The organism is Nocardia jinanensis, assembly GCF_014645735.1.
GTDB classification, from domain to species: Bacteria; Actinomycetota; Actinomycetes; order Mycobacteriales; family Mycobacteriaceae; genus Nocardia; species Nocardia jinanensis.
The window spans coordinates 1-20,741 of record NZ_BMMH01000026.1; the positions used below are offsets into that span (position 1 = coordinate 1).

General features: G+C 67.0%; 20 protein-coding genes and 2 tRNA genes. 16 read left to right on the forward strand and 6 right to left on the reverse strand.

What is annotated here, in order from left to right; all coding sequences use genetic code 11:
* The 3 genes from IEY68_RS31240 to IEY68_RS31250 all read left to right on the forward strand — a co-directional run.
* A partial coding sequence (locus IEY68_RS31240) for an NAD-glutamate dehydrogenase domain-containing protein (protein WP_189094592.1) occupies positions 1–1,782 on the forward strand: 1,782 nt, incomplete at its 5' end.
* A 50-nt stretch (positions 1,783–1,832) separates the two neighbouring features.
* Positions 1,833–2,258, forward strand: a complete 426-nt coding sequence (locus IEY68_RS31245) for an acyl-CoA thioesterase (protein ID WP_268241637.1) — start codon at positions 1,833–1,835, stop codon at positions 2,256–2,258.
* 22 nt (positions 2,259–2,280) lie between these two features.
* Entirely contained in the window at positions 2,281–2,961 is a 681-nt protein-coding gene (locus IEY68_RS31250) for a DUF8185 domain-containing protein (protein WP_062999197.1), read from the forward strand.
* 34 nt (positions 2,962–2,995) lie between these two features.
* Here the strand turns inward: IEY68_RS31250 and IEY68_RS31255 are convergent, their stop codons facing one another.
* On the reverse strand, positions 2,996–3,721 hold the full coding sequence (locus IEY68_RS31255) for an HNH endonuclease (protein ID WP_229719152.1): 726 nt from the start codon (positions 3,719–3,721) through the stop codon (positions 2,996–2,998).
* Positions 3,722–3,966: 245 nt separating this feature from the next.
* On the opposite strand from IEY68_RS31255, the gene IEY68_RS31260 reads away from it, so the two are divergent.
* The 3 genes from IEY68_RS31260 to IEY68_RS31270 all read left to right on the forward strand — a co-directional run bounded on the left by IEY68_RS31260 (position 3,967) and on the right by IEY68_RS31270 (position 5,565).
* Positions 3,967–4,398 (forward strand): globin, encoded by a 432-nt coding sequence (locus tag IEY68_RS31260; protein WP_062999195.1) that lies wholly within the window; start codon positions 3,967–3,969, stop codon positions 4,396–4,398.
* A gap of 422 nt (positions 4,399–4,820) precedes the next feature.
* The gene (gene ctaJ, locus IEY68_RS31265; protein ID WP_062999193.1) at positions 4,821–5,114 is read left to right on the forward strand and encodes an aa3-type cytochrome oxidase subunit CtaJ; all 294 of its coding nucleotides are present in this window, start codon (positions 4,821–4,823) and stop codon (positions 5,112–5,114) included.
* Positions 5,101–5,565 (forward strand): DUF5130 domain-containing protein, encoded by a 465-nt coding sequence (locus IEY68_RS31270; protein WP_062999191.1) that lies wholly within the window; start codon positions 5,101–5,103, stop codon positions 5,563–5,565. The genes ctaJ and IEY68_RS31270 overlap by 14 nt, the downstream gene beginning before the upstream one ends.
* A gap of 94 nt (positions 5,566–5,659) precedes the next feature.
* Here the strand turns inward: IEY68_RS31270 and pepN are convergent, their stop codons facing one another.
* Positions 5,660–8,302, reverse strand: a complete 2,643-nt coding sequence (gene pepN, locus IEY68_RS31275) for an aminopeptidase N (RefSeq protein WP_062999189.1) — start codon at positions 8,300–8,302, stop codon at positions 5,660–5,662.
* Positions 8,303–8,422: 120 nt separating this feature from the next.
* On the opposite strand from pepN, the gene IEY68_RS31280 reads away from it, so the two are divergent.
* Positions 8,423–9,247, forward strand: coding sequence for a phosphoribosylaminoimidazolesuccinocarboxamide synthase (locus IEY68_RS31280; protein WP_062999188.1), 825 nt, complete (start codon positions 8,423–8,425; stop codon positions 9,245–9,247).
* A gap of 108 nt (positions 9,248–9,355) precedes the next feature.
* Here IEY68_RS31280 and IEY68_RS31285 read toward each other — a convergent pair whose 3' ends face one another.
* On the reverse strand, positions 9,356–10,576 hold the full coding sequence (locus IEY68_RS31285) for an NAD(P)/FAD-dependent oxidoreductase (protein WP_062999187.1): 1,221 nt from the start codon (positions 10,574–10,576) through the stop codon (positions 9,356–9,358).
* 216 nt (positions 10,577–10,792) lie between these two features.
* Between IEY68_RS31285 and IEY68_RS31290 the strand changes: the two genes are divergently transcribed.
* A complete protein-coding gene (locus IEY68_RS31290; RefSeq protein WP_062999186.1) occupies positions 10,793–11,440 on the forward strand; it encodes a mycothiol-dependent nitroreductase Rv2466c family protein in 648 nt (215 codons plus the stop codon).
* Between the two features lie 57 nt (positions 11,441–11,497).
* Here IEY68_RS31290 and IEY68_RS31295 read toward each other — a convergent pair whose 3' ends face one another.
* Positions 11,498–12,553 carry a M48 family metallopeptidase gene (locus tag IEY68_RS31295; RefSeq protein ID WP_062999185.1) on the reverse strand — a complete coding sequence of 352 codons (1,056 nt, stop codon included), beginning with the start codon at positions 12,551–12,553 and terminating at the stop codon, positions 11,498–11,500.
* Positions 12,554–12,630: 77 nt separating this feature from the next.
* On the opposite strand from IEY68_RS31295, the gene IEY68_RS31300 reads away from it, so the two are divergent.
* Complete coding sequence (locus IEY68_RS31300) at positions 12,631–13,104, forward strand: ribose-5-phosphate isomerase (protein WP_062999184.1); 474 nt, start codon at positions 12,631–12,633, stop codon at positions 13,102–13,104.
* Between the two features lie 24 nt (positions 13,105–13,128).
* On the forward strand, positions 13,129–13,941 hold the full coding sequence (locus IEY68_RS31305) for an Fpg/Nei family DNA glycosylase (RefSeq protein ID WP_062999183.1): 813 nt from the start codon (positions 13,129–13,131) through the stop codon (positions 13,939–13,941).
* A gap of 10 nt (positions 13,942–13,951) precedes the next feature.
* On the opposite strand, the gene IEY68_RS31310 is transcribed toward IEY68_RS31305, so the two are convergent.
* Positions 13,952–14,908, reverse strand: coding sequence for a GGDEF domain-containing protein (locus IEY68_RS31310; protein ID WP_062999180.1), 957 nt, complete (start codon positions 14,906–14,908; stop codon positions 13,952–13,954).
* A 489-nt stretch (positions 14,909–15,397) separates the two neighbouring features.
* Between IEY68_RS31310 and IEY68_RS31315 the strand changes: the two genes are divergently transcribed.
* Both IEY68_RS31315 and IEY68_RS31320 read left to right on the forward strand, forming a co-directional pair.
* Positions 15,398–15,471, forward strand: a tRNA-Gly gene (locus IEY68_RS31315).
* A gap of 31 nt (positions 15,472–15,502) precedes the next feature.
* A tRNA-Pro gene (locus tag IEY68_RS31320) sits at positions 15,503–15,576 on the forward strand.
* Positions 15,577–15,619: 43 nt separating this feature from the next.
* On the opposite strand, the gene IEY68_RS31325 is transcribed toward IEY68_RS31320, so the two are convergent.
* Positions 15,620–16,399, reverse strand: a complete 780-nt coding sequence (locus tag IEY68_RS31325; protein WP_189094593.1) for a MerR family transcriptional regulator — start codon at positions 16,397–16,399, stop codon at positions 15,620–15,622.
* Positions 16,400–16,679: 280 nt separating this feature from the next.
* On the opposite strand from IEY68_RS31325, the gene IEY68_RS31330 reads away from it, so the two are divergent.
* The 4 genes from IEY68_RS31330 (at position 16,680) to IEY68_RS31345 (ending at position 20,726) form a co-directional block, all read left to right on the forward strand.
* The gene (locus tag IEY68_RS31330; RefSeq protein ID WP_189094594.1) at positions 16,680–17,144 is read left to right on the forward strand and encodes a hypothetical protein; all 465 of its coding nucleotides are present in this window, start codon (positions 16,680–16,682) and stop codon (positions 17,142–17,144) included.
* A 45-nt stretch (positions 17,145–17,189) separates the two neighbouring features.
* Positions 17,190–18,083, forward strand: a complete 894-nt coding sequence (locus IEY68_RS31335; RefSeq protein WP_062999175.1) for an ROK family protein — start codon at positions 17,190–17,192, stop codon at positions 18,081–18,083.
* A gap of 434 nt (positions 18,084–18,517) precedes the next feature.
* The gene (locus tag IEY68_RS31340; RefSeq protein WP_062999213.1) at positions 18,518–19,636 is read left to right on the forward strand and encodes a GAF domain-containing protein; all 1,119 of its coding nucleotides are present in this window, start codon (positions 18,518–18,520) and stop codon (positions 19,634–19,636) included.
* Between the two features lie 91 nt (positions 19,637–19,727).
* Positions 19,728–20,726 (forward strand): conjugal transfer protein, encoded by a 999-nt coding sequence (locus IEY68_RS31345; RefSeq protein WP_229719153.1) that lies wholly within the window; start codon positions 19,728–19,730, stop codon positions 20,724–20,726.
* The last annotated feature ends 15 nt before the right edge of the window (positions 20,727–20,741 follow it).

Here is a 20,741-nt window from a genome sequence, read left to right on the forward strand (position 1 = left end):
GAGCGGTCGCGGTTGTTCGGGTTGGCTCGGTCGAGTTGGGCCGATTATGATCGTTCGTTGATCAGTACGGGTGGTGGTGTGTTCGACCGCACCGTGAAATCGGTTCCGATCAGCGCTCAGGCCCGCGCGGCTCTCGGTCTGCCCGATGACGTGGTCAAACTCGCCCCGCCGGAATTGATCCGTGCCATTCTGCAAGCGCCGGCTCAATTGCTGTGGAACGGCGGTATCGGTACCTATATCAAGGCGAGCACCGAAACCAATGCCGATGTCGGCGATAAGTCCAATGATGCTGTCCGGGTGAATGCGGATCGTCTGCGGGTGAGTGTGATCGGTGAGGGCGGTAATCTCGGTGCGACGGCGCTGGGGCGTATCGAGTTCAGTCGTAACGGTGGGAAGATGAACACCGACGCGCTGGATAATTCCGCGGGTGTGGATTGCTCGGATCACGAGGTGAATATCAAGGTTCTGCTCGACGGTGTGGTGTCGGCGGGTGAGTTGGCGGTGGAGGATCGCAATCCGCTGTTGGCCGAAATGACCGACGAGGTCGCCGAATTGGTGCTGCGTGACAATATCTCGCAGAACTATGTGATGGGTATATCGCGGACCGAGTCGGCGCGGATGCTCAATGTGCACCGGCGCCTCATCGAAGAGTTGGAGACCCGGCGGGGCCTCGACCGGCAATTGGAGGCGCTGCCCACCGACGTGGTGCTGAAACGCCGGCTCGAGGAGGGCACCGGACTCGCCTCGCCCGAACTCGCCAATCTGCTGGCCCACGTGAAATTGGCGCTCAAAGCGGACCTGCTGGCCGGCGATCTGCCGGACAGCGCCTTCTTCGCCGCCCGGCTACCGGAGTACTTCCCGACCCCACTGCGGGACCGATTCGGCGCGGCCATCAAGAAGCACCGCCTGCGCCGGGAGATCGTCACCACCATGATCGCCAACGAGGTGGTGGACTACGGCGGCGTCACCTACACCTACCGGCTCGCCGAGGAGATCGGCGCGACCGCGACCGATACCGTGCGGGCCTTCGCCGCGGTCACCGAGATCTTCGGCCTGCACGATATCTGGGCTCGGATCCGTGCCGCGGATACAAACGTGGATGTGCGCGACCAGCTCGAGCTGGAGACGAAACGCACCCTGGACCGGGCGTCGCGCTGGTTGCTCACCAACCGTCCACAGCCCGTGGCCGTGGGCGCCGAGATCAACCGGTACCGGGTGGGAGTGCGTGAACTCGCACCTCAGGTGCCGGGTTGGTTGCGCGGCCACCATGTCACCACACTCACCGACCAGGCCGCCGACCTCGTCGCGCACGGTGCGCCACTGGATCTCGCGACCGAGGTCTTCGGGTTGCTGCACCTGTTCCCACTGCTCGACGTCATCGATATCGCGGATATCACCGACCGCTCCGGTGCCGAAGTCGGTGCGCTGTACTACGCGCTGAACGAGCATCTGAAGATCGACTGGCTGCTCGAGGCGGTCAGTCATCTGGAACGCGGCGACCGTTGGCACGCGCTGGCCCGGCTCGCGCTGCGTGACGATATGTACAGTTCGTTGCGTTCGCTGACCCTCGATGTGCTCTCCGGTGGCGACCCCGAGGAGAGCGCGGACGAGAAGATTGCATACTGGGAGTCCAAGAATCAGTCCCGGCTCGGCCGTGCTCGCGCGGCGCTGGCGGAACTGTTCGAGTCCGGAACCCACGACCTCGCCACACTGTCGGTTGCGGCGCGGCAGGTGCGCAGCATGGTGAGTGGGGTGGGTGCCCAATCGGAGGTACCACGGTGACGAACGCTGCTCCCCGCAACGGGACCAGTCCCGAAGTGGAGGTGCCCGCCGTGGCATCGCCACGTCGATTCCATACCGCTGTGCATGTGCGGTGGTCCGATATGGATGTCTTCCAGCACGTCAACCATGCTCGTATGGTGACGTTGCTGGAGGAGGCGCGGATTCCCTGGCTGTTCGAAGACGACCGGCCGACCGTGGCCCTGCGCAACGGCTGTGTGCTGGCGGATTTGCATGTGAAGTACCGGGGTCAGCTGCGGCACGAGGACACACCGCTCGATATCGCCATGTGGATCGAGCAGTTGCGGGCGGTCGATTTCACCGTCGCCTACGAGGTGCGGGCCGCGGGCGCCGCACCCGACTCGCCCGCCGCGGTCACCGCGACCACCCAACTGGCCGCGTTCGATATCGAGACGCAGCGACTGCGCCGCCTCAGCCTGCCCGAACGCGACTATCTGGCCCACTGGCTGGACGGATGAGCGGTCCGGCGGCACCGGGTCGATGGTGATATCCGACCAGCGGGTCCTGTCCGTACCGGACCCGGCCGAACGCGAGAACCTGGCCACTTTCCTCACCCGGGCGCAGCGACTCGATCCGGCGGCGGTGGTACGGCTGCGCCGCCGTGGCAGCGGGCTGGTGGCTGCCTGGGTCACTACCGGCTTCGAGGCGCTGGCGACCCGTACGGTCGCCGCCGAACTGACCGTGGACGATGTGACGGCCGACGCGGACACTGTTCTCGTCGGCCTGTCCGCGGCCGGCCCGATCGATCTGGGCTATTCGCTCGATTCGGCATGGCGGGGCGCGCTGCCGCCGGACCAAGGGTTCGGCCATATCGACGATCTGCCGGCCCGCACCCTGGTCGAACTCGCCGAACGCGGGGCCGACCTGGCGAAGGAACACGGCTCCGAGCACGGCCCGCCCGCCTCGTTACTGGACCAGACCGTGCTGACGGTGTCCGCGGGCGAGGTGCGGGTGCAGGTGCCGATGCGGGTGGTCTTCGCCCTCACCGCCATGGACTTCATTCCGCACGCGGGAGACCGAGCGGGCGCCGAGCAGATCGCGCCCGATGAATTGGTCCGGGTCCGTGCGAGCACTACCTGGCTCCGGCTGGATGCCCGCTACGGTTCGGTCGCACGTCGTCGAACCGGTGGGCTCTCCTTGACCCCGACTACGGGGTCCTGACGCGATTACGTGCGGCCGTCGGACCGTCGACGCGTCAGGCCGCGCCCTCGCCGAGATATTGCAGCCAGACCGGGTCCAGCTCGTTGACCGTGGACAGCAGGCGCCAATGCGGCCCCTTGGGGGAGACCAGGGGTGCGCGCAGCGCCCAGCCCAGCTCGCTGAGCAGTTTGTCGGCTTTGCGGTGGTTGCACGGTGCGCAACTCGCGACGCAGTTTTCCCAGCTGTGCTCGCCGCCGCGACTGCGTGGGATGACGTGATCGATGGTTTCGGCCTTGCCGCCGCAATACCCGCAGCGGTATCGGTCACGCTGCATGAGGGCGGCCCGGGTCATCGGGACGCGGGCGCGGTAGGGGACGTGGACGTAGGTCCGCAGCCGGATGACCGACGGAATGCTCACAGCGGCCCCGGCGGAGTGCAGTACGGGCCCGGTGGGGTCGTGGTGCACCGCATCGGCCTTATCGCAGACCAGCAGCACGATCGCACGACGGGCGGTGAGCGCCGTGAGCGGTTCGTAGGTGGCGTTGAGGAGCAGCACGCGGCGTTTCAGCCAGCTGAGCGGCTGCGGTACGAGATGGTGAGCGGACTCGCTCTCGGAACGGGATTCGAGGTGGGAAGCGGTATCGGCGTTGTGCCGGTTGGCCGCGTGATCGGACAGCAGTTGCAACGGAGGAGCCCCCGACCCACGAGCGTGGACATCGGCGGGCTTCAGTTGTCGGTGGCGTATCGCCTCCGGTGATCGGGCGCCGGTCCGTTGCTTCATGTCGACCCCAAATTCTGCGTTTCAAGATCATATGGTATCTCGGCAGAGACAGAAACCAGTTGACCATGGAAAGCCCCGCAGCGCACGGTTATTTTGCACAATGGCCGGTTAACTGCCGCTGAAGCGACGCCCACCGGCCACAGAGCAGGAAACACCAGGTGCGAGCTCTACCCACCAGCGCGAATCTGCGAACCCGCGCCGGCGCGGGCACAATGGACGGCGCATCCGGTGAAACGAGAGGGTTCATGACTTCGGGTAATGCCGCTTCCGGCACTCCGGCCGACGCACAGGCCGCGCCGTCCTTCTACGAGGCCGTCGGTGGGGAGGAGACCTTCCACCGGCTGGTGGCCGTGTTCTACCGCGAGGTCGCCGCCGACGAGGTACTCCGCCCCATGTATCCGGAAGAAGATCTGCGCCCGGCCGAACGCCGGTTGCGGATGTTCCTCGAACAGTACTGGGGCGGCCCGCGCACCTACTCCGACGAACGCGGACATCCGCGGCTGCGGATGCGGCATATGCCGTTCCAGATCGGCCCGGTGCAACGCGACGCCTGGTTGCGCTGTATGCGCATCGCCGTCGCCGAGATCGAGCCGGAAGCCCTCGACGACGAGCACCGGCGCCAGCTCCTCGACTACTTGGAGATGGCGGCGAACTCGCTGGTCAACTCCGCTTGGTGAGCTGAGCGGACCCGCTTCATCCGGGCCGGAGGTGGTGAGCCGGAGGCGGTTGGGCGGCGCGAACGGCTGGCGAAGGTCGGGGTGGGGCTGCTGGTGACGGTGGGGGCGGGGCTGCTGGCGAAGGTCGGGGTGGGCCTGCTCGTGAAGGTGCTGTGTTTTCGGCGCGCCGGTGCGCGCGGGGGTTGAGGCCCTGAGTCTCGCCGTTCAGGCCTCGAGACTCGCGCCTGCGGCGCATGCGCTTCGAGGCCTGAACGGCGAGACGGCCTCAACCCTTCGAGGTGTCTCGTAAGACTCGACTCGGGCGGCCGGGTTGGTGTTCGAGGGTTTCGACCGGTGGCTCGACCACGGGGTATGGGTGGTGTCGCCGTGGACACGACCCATCCCTCGGTGAACTACTACAGAGGATCGTCTACCTTTAGGTCGTGAGCATTCTCGAGACGGTGGCGATTTTCGCCGGTATCCCACTGGGGATCTACCTCATAATCGCTGGTTTGTCGTTCATCGGTAAGCCGCTGCCCGGTGAGAAGCCGGTTCACTTCGATATGAGCAAGAAGTGGACGGCCGCCCCGGTGCTGTGGAGTGCCACCGATGAAGTGACCGGTCGCGGTCACTCCTATGACTCCGGTGAGTCGTCGCACGGTTCGCATGTGGCGTTCGACTCCCTCGAGGCACCCAAGGAAGCGTTGATCGGAGGCCGGGCAAGTGGCAAGTACTAATTGGCCGGCGGTGGTCGAGTCCGACCTGCCGCGCGGATACGCGCTCACCAGCAGTGGCCGGGTCTCCGGTGTGCACGAGGCCGGTGACGTGTTCAAAGAGGCTCCGTTCGACAACAACGAGCGGCTGGCCATGGACAATGTGCTCACCGAGGCCACTCGTGCCACCAAGGTGCGGTTCAACGTCTTCATCGGCGATCTCGGCCCTGATGCCGCAGCCGCGGTGGACGCGCTGTTCCCCACCACTCCGGAGGCGGCGCGTTCGGTGCTCATCGCCGTCTCCCCGAACGACCACTCCGTGGAGGTCCGTTCCGGTAGGGATGTGGCCGACCGCGCGAACGACCGGGTGTGCCAGCTCGGCGTCACCGCCGCGTTGAGTTCGCTGCGGCAGGGTGAGCTGATCGATGGGTTGATTTCGGCGGTCCGGGTGATGTCGGCGGCCATCGGTCGCTGATATCGCGCGGACCGGCCGGTAGCCGGGAGCGCTCGCACCGGACGCAGAACGGCGCGTCCACCCACTGGGTGGACGCGCCGTTCGCTGTTCGGGCTCAGGCGATGTCGAAGGCGCGGGCGCGCAGCGAACGTTCGACGCCCGCCTTGCCCTCGCTCACCAGCCGCCGCAGGGCCGGCGGGTGGTCGGCGGCCAGGAATTCGTCGGCGCGCGCGACTGCTTCATCGCTGATGTCCCAGGCCGGGTACAGCCCGACCACCACCGTTTGCGCCACCTCGCTGGAACGGCGCTCCCAGACCGCGGGGATCTCGTCGAAGTAGCGGCCCACGAACGATGCCAGCAGGCCGTCCTGTCCGGCCGGCGCGAAACCGCCGACGATGGAGCGCGCGGTGATGTTGGGCACGGAATCGTCGCCCACCACCGTCGCCCAGGCTGATTCCTTCACCTGTGCCAGCGGGCGGGCGGTCGCCGCGGTGGCGGCCTGACGCCGTCCGGCGGCCGTTTCGTCGTTGCGCAGTTCGGTATCGATCGTGGGGGTGTCCGGGCTGTCGGCATCGATTTCGCCGGCCGCGGCGAGGGCGGTGAGCAACCGCCAGCGCAGGTCGGTGTCGACGGTCAGTCCGGGCAGACCGACATCGGCGGGATCGCCGTCGAGCAATTCGCGCAGCACCTCGGTATGCCAGGCGGCCAGTTTGGCGCCGGTGAGGGCGTTGACGAACGCGAGCTGATGGTCGGATCCGGCGGCCGCTTCCCGCGCCAGTTCCAGGAGCCGATTCGCGTACTCCGGCCAGCCGGTGGTCTCGGCCCAGGCCGGGTCGGTGTAGCTGCGCAGCGTGGTGTTGGCCTGCATGAGCAGCCGCTGCACCACGCCGATCTCGGATTCCGCGCCGATCCCGCGCTGTACCAGCGCGACGAAATCGCGGGCGCGGAACTCGGCCTGCCGGGTCATCTCCCAGGCCGCGGACCAGGCCAGCGTGCGGGGGAGTGGTTCGGCGATATCGGCGATCCGGTTGACCAGCACATCGAGCGAATCGGCGTCGAGGCGGACCGAGCAGTAAGTGAGATCGTCGTCGTTGACCAGGACGAACTTACCGCGTTCGGTGCCGGCCAGATCGGGCACTTCGGTGCGTTCGGTGGCGTCGAGGTCGAGTTCCACCCGCCGGATGCGAACCAGTTTGCCGTCGCGGTCGTCGTAGACACCGATGGCCAGCCGGTGCACCCGCTGTTCACCGGCTCCGGGCGCGGCGCCTTCCTGGACCACCGCGAAAGAGGTGAACTTGCCTTCGGCGTCGACCTCGAATTCGGGGCGCAGGGTATTGAGGCCCGTGGTCTTCAACCACTGGGCGCCCCAGGTGGACAGGTCACGACCCGATGATTTCTCCAGGGCGGTGAGCAGATCGTCGAAGGTGGCGTTGCCGTAGGCGTGGTCGGCGAAGTAGGCGCGCAGTCCGGCCAGGAACGGCTCGAGACCGACGTAGGCGACGAGTTGTTTGAGGACACTCGCGCCCTTGGCGTAGGTGATGCCGTCGAAGTTCACCTCCACTGCTGCCAGATCGGGGATATCGGCGGCGATCGGGTGGGTGGAGGGCAGCTGATCCTGCCGGTAGGCCCACGATTTCTCGACATTGGCGAAGGTGGTCCAGGCACTGGTGTATTCGGTGGCCTCGGCCTGGCACAGTACCGACGCGAAGGTCGCGAAGGATTCGTTGAGCCACAGGTCGTCCCACCACTTCATGGTGACCAGATCGCCGAACCACATATGCGCCATCTCGTGCAGCACGGTTTCGGCACGCCGCTCGTAGGAGGCCCGGGTGACCTTCGACCGGAACACGTAGTCCTCGAGGAAGGTGACCGCGCCCGCGTTCTCCATGGCGCCGGCATTGAACTCCGGGACGAAGAGCTGATCGTATTTCCCGAAGGCGTAGGGGATCCCGAAGTTCTTGTGGTAGAAGCCGAAACCCTGCTTGGTCTCGGTGAACAGCCGGTCGGCGTCCATGTATTCGGCGAGCGAGGCACGGCAGAAGATGCCGAGCGGGATCGTACCGTGATCGTCGGTGTAGGTATCGGTCCATGCGGCGTACGGACCGGCGATGAGCGCGACCAGGTAGGTGCTCATGAGCGGGGTGGTGGCGAAACGGTGCTTTCCACCGTCCACGGTGCCGGCGCCGTTGGAGATCACCTTCCAGTCCGCCGGAGCGGCGACCTCGATATCGAAGGTGGCCTTGAGATCCGGCTGGTCGAAGCAGGCGAACATCCGTTTGGCATCGGCGGTCTCGAACTGCGAGTACAGGTAGACCGCGTCGTCGGCCGGATCGACGAACCGATGCAGGCCCTCACCGGTATGGGAGTACTCGCAGTCCGCCTCCACTACGAGCTCGTTGCGCTCGGCGAGATCGGTCAGCGTGATGCCGGTGGATTCGTCGTAGCCGGCGATATCGAGCGGGGTGCCGTTGAGCACCGCGGAGCGCACTTTCCGGGCGACGATATCGATGAACGTGGACGAACCGGGTTTCGCGGTGAAGGTGACCGTGCTGCGGGAAAGGAACGTCTGTTCGCCCGGTTTCCCCGTTCCGTGTTCGTTCGGGATGAGCGAGGCCCCTGCGTGGTTACGCTCCGCTTCCGCCTCCGGGCCCGACTGGCCCGTCCCGCCGGTCAGGTCGAGTTCGATGCGGTAGTTCTCGACCGAGACGACCTCGGCGCGTTCGATCGCCTGTTCGCGGGTGAGGTTCGGTGCGGACATCGGGCTCCTTCGGGGACACGATTGGAACGGGCACGGGCGTTGTCCACAATGCCACGTGGGTAAGGTTGCCCGCGCGGGAGTCGAACCCGCCGGCCACTCGACCAGGATCGGAGCGATAACGTGAAGCATGTGCACGCCGGTAAGGTGCGCGACCTGTACACCGACGGTGACACATTGCTCTTGGTCGCCTCGGACCGTGTTTCGGTCTACGACGTATCGCTGCCGACCCCGATACCGGACAAGGGTGCGCTGCTGACTCAGCTGTCCAATTGGTGGTTCGGGTACTTCGCCGATATCCCCGACCACGTGCTCTCCACCACGGACGTCCCGCCGGAGTTCGCGGGCCGGGCCGTCCGGGTGAAGCCGTTGAAGATGGTGCTGGTGGAGTGCGTTGCCCGCGGTTACCTGGTGGGCTCCGGATGGAAGGACTACCAGCGCACCGGTTCGGTCTCCGGGATCCGGCTACCCGACGGGTTGCGTGAAGGCGACAAACTGCCCGAACCGATCTTCACGCCGACCACCAAGGTGTCCGATACCGGTCACGACGAGCCCATGACCTTCGACGATGTGGTCGCGCAGGAGGGCACCGAGGTCGCCGCGCGGCTGCGTGACCTCACACTCGATCTGTACTCCCGCGGTGCCGCCTACGCCGCCGAACGCGGTGTGATCATCGCCGATACCAAGGTCGAATTCGGCTGGGACGGTGATGTGCTCACCCTCGGTGACGAACTCCTGACCTCCGATTCCTCTCGTTTCTGGCCGGCCGCCGAATGGGAGCCCGGTCGCCCGCAGCGGTCCTTCGACAAGCAGTTCGTCCGGGACTGGGCCACCTCCACCGGCTGGGACAAGGAACCTCCCGGCCCGGAGATCCCGGCCGATATCGTCGCGGCCACCCGCAGCAAGTACGTCGAAGCCTATGAGCTGATCACCGGTCGCACCTGGTAGTCACCGGTCTCGCGGACCGTCCACCCCGGCGGTGGCGAAAAGGTGGGAGCCCGGCCGCCGATTCCGGCACCCGGGCCGCCCGGCGAAGGACGAGGTGAACCGCACGGCTCAGAGCGTGGTCGAGGTGTCGGCCAGGCGGGCCGGATCGACCGGTTCGCCGGACAAGATCAACTCGGTGATCCGGTCGCCCACATCCCATACGTTCACATTCATCCCCGCCAGTACACGATGCTGGGGGTCGAGCCAGAACGCGACGAACTCCCGGCCGTCGCGATCACCCCGCACGACGACTTGTTCGTAGTCGCCGGGGGCGGCGAATCCGGTGTACTCCATACCGAGGTCGTACTGGTCGGTGAAGAAGTAGGGGAGCCGCTCGTAGGACGCTGCTCGGCCGAGCATGGCCGCGGCCGCCACCGCCGGCTGGTTCAGGGCGTTCGCCCAATGCTCGACCCGGATCCGGCGACCCAGCACCGGATGATCCTGCTCGGCGATATCGCCGACCGCGACGATATTCGGATCGCTACTGGTCAGGCTCGCGTCGACGAGCACGCCGGTACCGGTCAGCAGCCCGGCCGCTTCGGCCAGCCCGAGTTCGGGCCGGGCGCCCACCGCGACGAGAACCGCGTCGGCGCCGTATTCGGTGCCGTCCTCCAGCGCGACACCGTTCGCGCGGCCGTTCGCGGTGGTGATCTGCTGAACCTGCGCACCGAACCGCAGATCGACCCCGTGTTCTCGGTGCAGCGCGGCGAACACCTCGCCCATTTCCGGGCCGAGCGCGCCCAGCAGCGGCGCGGAACTCGTTTCCACGACGGTGACCGCGACATCCGCCGCGCGCGCTGCCGCGGTGACCTCGAGACCGATCCAGCCCGCCCCGATCACCACCAGCCGTCGTGCGGTACGGAAAAGTTCGATCAGGGCATCCGATTCGCCCAGGGTGCGCAGGGTGTACACGCCCTCGGCATCGGCGCCGGGAATGGGCAGTGTGCGGGACGAGGAGCCCGTGGCCAGCGCGAGTTTGTCGTATTCGAGCGTCGAGCCGTCGGGCAGGCGCACCGTCCGGGCACCTCGGTCGATCGCGGTGACCTCGGTGCCCAGCCGCAGGTCCACATTGTGGTCCCGGTACCAGGCCGCGGTCTCGACCGTGAACTTCTCGACCGGTTTCTTACCGGCCAGATATTCCTTGGACAGCGGTGGCCGCTCGTAGGGCAGCCGGTCCTCTCTGCCGAGCAAGGTGACATGGCCGTCGAAATCGTTGTCCCGCAACGCCTGGGCGACCTTCGCTCCGGCCAGGCCGGCGCCGACGATGACGAAATGCTGCGCAGATGTCATAGCTGACACTCCCTTGTGGTGGGTTGTTCCAGCGACGATCCGAATTCCTCCCGCCAGCCTACAAAGGACGTCCCCGATCGCTGGGACGGTTCGGGAACGAAAACCACCCGGCCGGGGTTGCTCGTATCAACGCCTGTGCCCGGTATCTCGCCGGCCGTACGGCGGTAACCGCGCCGGCGGGCGGAATCCGCCGAGACCTGTGGAGAGGAACGAAACGTGTCCGACTCGGCCGATAAGAAGGACCTTGCCGAATTCTGGTTCGACCCCCTGTGCCCGTGGTGCTGGATCACCTCCCGATGGATCCTCGAAGTCGCGAAGGTGCGCGATATCGAGACGCGTTTCCACGTGATGAGTCTGGCGGTGCTCAACGAGGGCCGTGATCTGCCGCCGGAGTACCAGGAGTTGATGAAATACGCCTGGGGCCCGGTCCGGGTGGCCGTGGCCGCGGCCCAGCAGCACGGCGAGGAGATCCTGCCCCCGCTCTACACCGCGCTGGGTACCCGGTTCCACAACCGCCGGGCCGAGTTCGAGCTCGAGGGCGATCGCCTGGGCACCTTCGCCGCGATCGTGGCGGACGCGCTCACCGAGACCGGGCTGCCGGCCGAACTGGCGGCCGCCGCCGACAGCGGCGATTACGACGAGGCGCTGCGCAGCAGTCACCACGCCGGGATGGACAAGGTCGGTCCCGATGTCGGTACGCCCACCATCCATGTGAACGGTGTCGCCTTCTTCGGCCCGGTGCTCTCCCGTATCCCACGGGGCGAGGAGGCGGGCAAATTGTGGGATGCCGTGGTCACGCTGGCGGCCTACCCGCACTTCTTCGAACTGAAGCGCACCCGGGACGAGAGTCCGGAATTCGACTGAGCGCGAGGGTTCCGGATTCCGCTCGGGATCCGGAACCCTGTTCGCTCGCGGGCCGGGTCAGAGCGGGGCTTTGGACAGTGTGATCGCGTCACCACCATGACCGGAGGCCGGCGGAGGTCCGGCCGGCGGGCCGAACCGCGGTGGCACCGGGTTCGGCCGCCAGAACAGCCGCCCGTGCCGGCTGCGGTCACGCAGTGCCCACATCCGCCAGGTCAGCACCGGGTGCGAAGCCATCGCGTTGACCATCCAGACGAAGAAACCACGTTCCTGGGCGGCGCGGTCGGCCATCTCGTCGAACCCCACCACCGAGTTCAGGTACTTACCGGCCGCCAGGGTCCCCATCGCGGCCGGCGCCCCCTGCGGTCGATGGCAGTAACCGTGATTGTCGGCCGTGTACTCCTGGGCCCGGATCAGCGAATTACCGAGGATAGGCAGGAACGGCACCAGAAACATGCCGAGCTGACGCCAGTAGGACGCGTGACCGGCCGCGATATGGCCCACCTCGTGGCCGATGATGAATGCGAGCGCATCCGGTTCCCGGGCGGCGCCGCTGATCTCGAACAGATCGCTGTACACCACGACATAACGCCGGAAACCGTGCCCGGACGCGAAGGCATTGATCTGCCCGTTGCCGAGGACCACATAGGCGTCCGGGGGAGCGGCCATCCCGAATCGGGCCGCCGCCTCCTGCACCATCCGATATCCGTCGGGGAACTGTGAGGGCGACATCTTCACCCCGTTCACCCGCTGCGACGAGAAGTTGACCCCACGACCGAACCAGATCAGCAGCGGCGCCGCCACCAGGATCAGTACGTACTGGTTGACCGCGCCGAGGAACAGCAACACGAATGCCAGCAGGTAGGCGACTGCGGTGAACAGCACGATTACGACCAGCAGGGGAATCTCCCAGCTGTGCCGGGCGGGCATCCCGAACGGCGACAATCCCCGGGGTTCGTGCAGCGGCACCTGCGGTGGCGGGTATCCGCCCGGGAGCGGAACCGAGGATGCGGGATGGTCGGTGAGCCACGGGTAGGGCCCGGGCTCCGGCGTACTCGCGGACCAGGCGGCGCCGGGGCCGTATCCGGACGGCTGCTGAGGGTCGTGCGGCTGCATACCCACGACTCTAAGCAGTAACTCGGTCGGCCCGCCCGCCGTCGGCTCTCGGCCGGGGGCCTGACAGAATCGCAGCCATGCGCGTATACCTGGGTGCCGATCACGCTGGTTTCGAATTGAAGAACGCCGTCAAGGACCACCTGGAAAAGGCCGGTCACGAGGTCGCCGACTGCGGCGCCCTCGTCTATGACGCACTCGACGACTATCCCGCCTTCTGCATCGAGGCGGCCCGCCGTACCGTCGCCGACCCGGGCAGCCTCGGGCTGGTCTTCGGCGGTAGCGGCAACGGCGAGCAGATCGCCGCGAACAAGGTGCCCGGCGCGCGGTGCGCGCTGGCCTGGAGTGTCGAAACCGCCCGGCTGGCGCGGGAACACAACAACGCGCAGCTGATCGGTATCGGTGGTCGTATGCATTCCCGCGAGGAAGCGCTGGCGATCGTGGACGCTTTCCTGGAGACCCCGTGGTCGGACGAGGAGCGTCATCAGCGGCGGATCGATATCCTCGCCGACTACGAGAAGTCCGGCGTACCGCCGGCGCTGCCCGCCGACTGATCCACCGGGCAGGCGAGTAGTCGGGTGCCGGAAGGTCATACTCTGCACCGTCTCGCGCGCCGGCATCAGCAGCGCCTGGCCGGCGCGGTGGTGCGGGTGTCGAGTCCGCAGGGCAAGTTCGCGGCGGGCGCAGCCCGCGTCGACGGGCGGGTCCTGGTGCGGTCACAGGCGTGGGGCAAACACCTTCTCCACGAATACGAGGGTGAGCTGTACGTGCACGTCCACCTCGGGCTGTACGGCACCTTCACCGAATCGGAGCCACCGATGCCCGAACCGGTGGGGCAGGTGCGGATGCGTCTGACCGGGGCGGGCCGCGACGCGCGCGGATTCGGCACCGATCTGCGTGGTCCCACCGCCTGCGAGATCCTCACGCCGCCGGAGACGGCGGCCCTCATCGCCCGCCTCGGACCCGATCCGCTGCGCCCGGACGCCGACCCGGAACTGGCCTGGGCGCGAATCCGCCGCTCACGGCGCAGTATCGGGTCCCTGCTCATGGATCAGCGGGTCGTCGCCGGAGTCGGCAACGTCTACCGCGCGGAAGTCCTTTTCCGGCACGGTATATCCCCGGAGCGTCCGGGCGTGGAGCTCACCGCCGGGGAATGGTCGGCGCTGTGGGCGGACCTGGTCGAACTGATGCGGGTGGGTGTGCGCCGCGGCAAGATGCACGTGGTGCGGCCCGAGCACGATCACGGCGCGCCATCGTACGCCGCGGACCGGCCGCGCACCTACGTCTACCGCCGCGCCGGTGAACCGTGCCGCTGCTGCGGCGATCCGGTGCGGCACACCGTGCTGGAGGGCCGGAACCTGTTCTGGTGTGCGCGGTGCCAGCCGGTCTGAACCGCCGCGCTCAGCCCGCGACGGCGGTATCGACGGCCGTATCCAGCGACTCGGCTCCGGCGTAGCGGCGCCCGCCGGCGGTTTTCGCCGAGTACATCGCCAGATCGGCGCGGCGGAGCAGCTCTGCCAGTTCGCAGTGGTCCGCCGGTGGCGCGTAGGTCGTGCCGACACTTGCCGATACCGGTACCGGTCCGGCCGACGACCACACCGAATCGTTGAGTGCGAGCACGATATCGTGGGCGAGTTCGGTGACCGAATCGCTGGTCAGACCGGCGGCCAGGACGAACTCGTCCCCGCCGTAGCGGCAGACCACCGCGCCGGGCGGCGCCACCTCCCGCAGGCGTTTCGCCAGTTCCACCAGCACCTCGTCGCCGACCGCGTGCCCGTAGTTGTCGTTGATCTGTTTGAACCGGTCCAGGTCCACGACCAGCAGCCCCACCCCGCGGTCGGTATGTTCGGCCATCTTGCGTACTCGTTTGCGCAGCAGGGTGCGGTTCGCCAGTCCGGTCAGCGCGTCGTGGGTCGCCTCGTGTTCGAGACGCTGCTGCAATGCGGCGAACTCGCGGACCCGCTGGGTGGCCTCGTCGGAGAAGTTCTTCTTCTGCTGGGCGAGTGCCAGCTCCTGTAGCGCCTGGGCGTAGCTGTCGATGGCCTGACTGGCCACCAGCGGCCACTGCGTCGCCACCAGTGATCCGCGCGACCCGGCCGGAAAACCGAGCAGGGTACGCGTGACCAGAGCCAGCATCCGGACCCGGTGCAGGGGTTCGGCGCAGAGCCGCGCGCCGAGCCGGCGGGCGGCGCGGATGGGGAAGGGGTCGGAGATCGTGAGGTCCAGTAACTGCTCGAGGATCTCGACGAGAACAGGTTCGATCTCGGCCGCGCTGGTATCGGCGTCGGGCTGCGCGACGGCGGCCAACGCCCACTCCCGCGCGGTGGAACGGACGGGCGGCCGGTGCTCAGCGGTCATATCGACCACCGGTGGTGGAGCTCGCGCGACGGACAAGGGTCTGCCGCGTAGGTGCCGGGTCCGTCCGGCTTCGTCGCACTGCTGTGCGGATGGTCCACCTTGTCGGGTGCACGCCACCGCCCCCTTTCCAGATACCCCGTCCGGCAAGAAGATCGTAGCAAGATGGTGGAACCCGCCGACCTGCGTTCTGCAACGAGTTATCGGGTCCCGGAACAACAGCGATCTCTGCGCCTATCGTTGCGGAATCGCCTGTGTTACACACCTTTGCAGAATTTTTCGGCGCCGGGCACTCTGGACCTCCCAGAGATGGGTTGCCGAATCCGGGACCAGCGGTTTCCCAGGATTGGGGAACTGTCGTGATCCGGCCGTTTCCCCGCGCGGATCGCGATATCGGCACGGGCGCGGGGGCTGATTGGCGAAATGAAACCGCGATTGGGTAGAGTCGCTGTGCACACGACCTTGTGGCGATCCCATCGGCGTCGTATGCACGCGGGTGTAGTTCAATGGTAGAACCTCAGCCTTCCAAGCTGATGGTGCGGGTTCGATTCCCGTCACCCGCTCCAGACCGGTGATCACCCCCTTCGGGGGGTAGTACGGGGTGTGGCGCAGCTTGGTAGCGCACCCGCTTTGGGAGCGGGTGGTCGCAGGTTCAAATCCTGTCACCCCGACAGTAGTTCGTTACCGATGCCGCGGATTCGGCCCACATCTCCCTCAGATACGAGTGCGTGAGGGCTGTTTCTCGTCTTTCACCGCACCCTGCTGAACCGGGCGTGGAAGCGCGATATCCACTCCCGGCGGGGGGAGTTCCGCGCGGCGGCCGAAGGCGTGGTCGATCAGCTCGGAGGAGGCCCGGGTGACGATCAGCCGGGCGATGGCCAGATCGGTTTCCAGTTTGGTGCGGTCCTTGGGGTTTCGCTCGGACTGCTCGTAGGACCGGCCCGCCAGTACGTAGAAGATCTCGGCGGCGTAGCGGTCGGCGATGCGGTCGCAGTCCGCGCGCATTCGTTCGACCAAATGGAAGGTGGCGGCGGCGGGCAGGCCGGCGTCGGTGAGCCGGGTGGCGAGATCGCTGCACCGCGGATTGGTGACCCGGTATACATCGAAGGGGTCGTCGCTGGCGGCCAGCGCCTGCTGGACGTACTCCGGGAGTTCGTGCACCGGCTCTTCGGGCTCGGGCTGTGGTGGGCCGGCCGGGGCCTGCCGTCCGGGTGTGCTGACGGTCTGGTCGGTGACACCCAGGACATCGCCGAGCCCGTCGCCGCGGTCCCAGGCGGCCAGCAGTTCCCGGATGCCGTTCAGTTTCATACCCCGGCCGAGTAGACGGCTGATGGTCTGCAACCGGTTGAGGTGGTCGGAACCGTAGTAACCGATCCGGCCCCGGACGTCGGGCGAGGGCAGCAGCCCCCGCTCGTGGTACACGCGGACGCTGCGCACGGTGGTCTCGGCAGCCCGCGCCAGCTCGTCGATCGTGTACTCGGATTCGCCAGCCATATGTATAGGAAACCATAATCGGGCCCGTAGATAAACGGTCCGTAACCAAACGAACCGCTGAGCAGCGGCTAGAAGATGTGAAAAACATGTCAACGTCCCGTTACTTAACGGCATGAGGCCTTGCCTGAAGGGCCGGTAGTGCTTTAACGTGCGTGATACAGCTGACATCAGCTGGTTTCCGGGGACTGTTGAGCAGCCCTGACGATCCGCCCGACCAACGGGACACGTATCGGTTCACCCCGGCGTGCCCTCGGCAGTTCCGGAGACGGTAATGAGCGCAATGCGAGTTCGTTCCCTCAGCGTGGTTACACCCCGCGCCACCACCACTTCTCGGCCTCCCGCGGCACCGCTGCCGGCGCCGGTGAAATCGGCGCAACGGCCACCGTGCGCGGAGGTCCCCGACAGCTGGGACCTGGATTCCGGCACGCCGGAGGCCTGGCATTCAGCAGTGCGCATCTGCTATGGGTGCCCGCTTTTCGCGCAGTGCAGCAGCCTGGCGCAGACACTCATCGAGCGTGGCGATGCGCCGCGAGCCATGATCTGGGCGGGCGTCGCCTACGACAATTCGGGCAACGTCATCGAGAACCTCGACCGGCATCGCACCGTGCCCATCGACCACAAGCGCCCGATGCGGATCATCCGGAACGGCCCGCGCCCGACCCATGGTACGGCGGTCGCCGGTGCTCCCAAACGGCATATCGTGCTGGGCCGCCCACTTCGCCCGACGGAGTCCGCGGCCGTCTGACTATGCTGCGGGGGCAAACGCGGATCTAACTCTGGTGGTGCGTAGATGACAATCCTGGCGTTGGAGATCGGTCCGACCCGGTTCGCCGCGATCGAGATCGCCGACGACGTCGGAGCCGACCTGGTCCAGCGGATCCCCGTCCCGCGGGACGGGGCCTGGGACCGGGTTCGGGCGTTGCTGCTCGGTATCGCCGCGGGACGAGATGTCACGGCGGTCGGCATCGCCTCGAACGGTCCGATCGATATGGCCTCCGGGGTGGTGGCGCCGGATCAGGTCAGGGAATGGCAAGCCGGCTTCCCGCTCGTGGAATCGGTGCAGAAGTTGTTCCCCGCGGCGACCGTCGCGATGGCCCTCGACGGTGTGTGCCTGGCGCTGGCCGAACGGCATTTCGGCGCCACCCAGGAGGTCATGGACTCGTTATCGATATATATCGGGGACACGATCGTCGGTGGCGTGATGGTCGGCGGCTTCGTGGTGGTCGGGCGTACCGGCAACGCGGGCCAGATCGGCCATGTGCTGGTGCCCGGCTATGACGACCGCTGTGTATGCGGTGGCCGCGGATGCCTGGAGTCGGTGGCCGGTGGTGCGGCGCTGACGAAATGGGCGCGCGAGCAAGGTTGGGACGGGGATTCGGTCGAGGCCCTGGCGGCGGACGCGCAGGCAGCCGACCGGATCGCGGTCGCGGCGCTGGAGCGGGCCGGTACGGCGCTGGGCCGGGCGATCGCCTCGGTGGCGCCCCTGCTCGACATCGACCGGGTGGCGATCGGCGGCCCTATCGCCACACCCGGTTCGCCGCTGTGGAAATCGCTGCACAATGCCGCCGCGATGCATGCACGGCTGCCTTTCCTCACCGGGCTGCGGGCCGTGTCCTCGGAACTGGAGGACCTCGGTTTGCTGGCCGGCGCGGGCGTTATCGCGCTGACGTCACAGAGCGAGTGAATCCCTTTCCCGGAAAACGGGAGCCGGAGTCGGCTGCCCGTTCCTGATGTCGCGGTGGGCGTCCGTGCCGTGGTGTTCATCGAGCCGCGTGCCCCGCCGGAGGGTTTGCCGATGATTAGCGATCCTCCTCGGTGGAGTTCGTTACCGGTCTCCGGACCGGGCGATTGCCGGTGCGGGTCGCCGATCCGCGACCCGAACGGTTCGTGTTGCCAATGGTTTCCGTAGAATCTCCCAGTCGGTCGGCCCGGGACTCGGTCAACGGGGGTTGCGGGCCCATTCGGTTGCGGGGCTCGCTCTTCGCAGAATGCTTAAGGTCCACTGTTGAACGTACCGCTGCGCAACGGTACATTATGTTTTGCGGCCGTTGTCTCGTTTGAGGCACCCACCGCGCAACAGTAGGACGCACGCGATGAGAGGGCGCAGTGATCCCCTGGGTGACGGTCGAAACTTTGGCGCCGGAAGGATTCTCGGTCGCGTCGGTCGGGGATACCGCACGTGAGTTCGCCGACTGGCGTCGAGTACTGCAGCGGCAGCTCGCTCGCACGCCGGCACTGTACGACGGGCTGAGCACCCGTGATATCACCGAGGCCCTCCGTGCCTCGATCGAAGGTGCGGTCGATGTGGACAAAACCGTGTCGACACGTTCGGGCCCGCACAAGCTGATGGTGCGTCCGGTCTTCGGACCCGGTGGTGAGGTCCATGCGGTCCGGTGGTGGGCGGGACCCGAAAAAGATCCGGTTCCCCCGTTGCCCGGCGCGGTCGGCGTGATCTGGGATCTGGACAGTCAGACCCTCGCGCAGCCCAGCGGTATCACCGCCCTGTCGGGGATCGCGCCCGAGGAATATGTGCCGCGGATGTCCATCGCGGAATTCTTCCACCGGGTCTCGGCCTTCGACCGGCACGCCGAAGTACTCGATCTCCTCTATCGGCCCGTCCCCGGAGACAAACTGCAGTTCGAGGTTTCGGTATTGCGTAACGCGGGCCGCGCCACCCGATGGCGGATCACGGTGCGGGCGCGTGACGACGAGTACGTGCGCGGCGCCTGGTGGCTCATAGAGGACATCACCTCGGATAACGACCCGGCGATCTGGCCGACGCTCGAAAGCGTCGGACTGCGTGAGGCGCACCGGCGAGCGGGGAACCACCTGGCTGTGGTTCAGCTGGCGCACGCCAGCATTTCCCATTGGCTGACCGACCCGGCGCCGTGGATCCGGTGGGACTATCTGTTCCGGCCGGTCGATGTCTTCCATCCCGACGATCGGGTCCGGTTGGTGGACCTCGGCTCCCGGGTACGCAGTGGCGACAGTGCCGGGGTCACACTACGCGCGCTCAACTACGCCGGGGGTTATACCCCGACCTCGCTGCTGCTCTATCCCTACCCCGGGTTCTCCAATCACGAACTGGCCATCGCTCAGCTCGTGCGGGTTGCCGACGATATCCCCATGGTGGAACCGGAGCCGATGGATCTCGCCGCGCCGGGAGCACCGATCGGATACGACGATCAACTCCGATACCGGCTGGCCGGCCGGTTGCGGCACAGCGCGATGTCCTGAGGGTGGCGAAGGGTGTGGCGGGCCGGTCGAGTCCCCAGATGTGGGAAGAGATCTCCGGTCGGTTGCCCAGCCGCTCTTTACCATTTCGAGAGTGAGGACTGGGGTGGCCGGACGTGCTGATTCGGGCGAAGCGCTGCTTCGCCAGATGGCCGCGCGCAGGCGTCGCGACAATATCGTCGTGGTCGTTCTCGCCGTCCTCGCCGTACTGGGCGGTGGACACGCGGTCTACGACTTCTTCGCCTCCGATCCGCAGCCTCCCGGCGACGATGCGATGGTGACCGTCGCCGGTCACGACCGCCTGGCCGGTTCCTTCGCCGAGGATTTCGTGGTCGCCTATCTGAGCGCCGGAACGGCGCAACAGGAGTCGCTGTCACGGTATGTGGGCGGTTCCCAGCAGATCTCACTGCCGAAAACCGGCCAGCAGGTGCGCGACCCGATCATCGTGTACACCGACCGGACGCTGTCCGCCGGGACCGTGGAGGTCTGGTCGGTGACGATTTCGGTGCACACGGGACGCGGTCAGGCCGACGGGCCCCGCCAGTATTATCGTGTGCCCGTCTCGATATCGGAGGGGAATCTACGGGCTCTCACGCTGCCCGCGGCGGTGCAGCCGCCGGGTATCGGAGCCGATCTGGCGCAGGCGTATTCGGCGCCGTGCGGTGAGGAGACCGCGTTCACACAGGTGGCCACCGGATTCCTCACCGCCTATCTGACCGGTTCGGGTGATGTCGCGCGGTACGTGAGTGTCGAATCCGGAATCGCGGCGCTGCGCCCGGCCCCGTTCACCGAGCTGACCACCGTGGCCGTCACCGCCGAGGACTCCGCCTGCGGCACCGCCGGCGACACCGCACGCGTGCTGGCCACCGTTACTCCCCGAGGACAGGCCGGCCCCGCACCGGCGCTCGCCTATCCACTGACGATGGTCCGCGGGGACGGACAATGGCAGGTGCGGGTCATCGAAACGTTGCCGGCGCTGAAGGAACCGCTCACCGCTGTCGTGGGGCAGGGGGAGAAGACAGTCCCGGCGCCCGGTGCCACCACCGGCGTTCCGACTACAACCGTGGAGATTCCACCGGCCACCCAGAACTGACATGAGGCGACCAAG

What these genes read in the sequence shown, in the direction of transcription:
- IEY68_RS31295 (WP_062999185.1), bottom strand. Translation starts at nt 12,553, where the DNA reads ATGCAGCCGCACGACCCTCAGCAGCCGTCCGGATACGGCCCCGGCGCC.
- IEY68_RS31260 (WP_062999195.1), top strand. Translation starts at nt 3,967, where the DNA reads ATGACTTCGGGTAATGCCGCTTCCGGCACTCCGGCCGACGCACAGGCC.
- IEY68_RS31310 (WP_062999180.1), bottom strand. Translation starts at nt 14,908, where the DNA reads ATGACCGCTGAGCACCGGCCGCCCGTCCGTTCCACCGCGCGGGAGTGG.
- IEY68_RS31285 (WP_062999187.1), bottom strand. Translation starts at nt 10,576, where the DNA reads ATGACATCTGCGCAGCATTTCGTCATCGTCGGCGCCGGCCTGGCCGGA.
- IEY68_RS31335 (WP_062999175.1), top strand. Translation starts at nt 17,190, where the DNA reads ATGACAATCCTGGCGTTGGAGATCGGTCCGACCCGGTTCGCCGCGATC.
- IEY68_RS31250 (WP_062999197.1), top strand. Translation starts at nt 2,281, where the DNA reads ATGGTGATATCCGACCAGCGGGTCCTGTCCGTACCGGACCCGGCCGAA.
- IEY68_RS31330 (WP_189094594.1), top strand. Translation starts at nt 16,680, where the DNA reads ATGCGAGTTCGTTCCCTCAGCGTGGTTACACCCCGCGCCACCACCACT.
- IEY68_RS31325 (WP_189094593.1), bottom strand. Translation starts at nt 16,399, where the DNA reads ATGGCTGGCGAATCCGAGTACACGATCGACGAGCTGGCGCGGGCTGCC.
- IEY68_RS31255 (WP_229719152.1), bottom strand. Translation starts at nt 3,721, where the DNA reads ATGAAGCAACGGACCGGCGCCCGATCACCGGAGGCGATACGCCACCGA.
- pepN (WP_062999189.1), bottom strand. Translation starts at nt 8,302, where the DNA reads ATGTCCGCACCGAACCTCACCCGCGAACAGGCGATCGAACGCGCCGAG.
- IEY68_RS31300 (WP_062999184.1), top strand. Translation starts at nt 12,631, where the DNA reads ATGCGCGTATACCTGGGTGCCGATCACGCTGGTTTCGAATTGAAGAAC.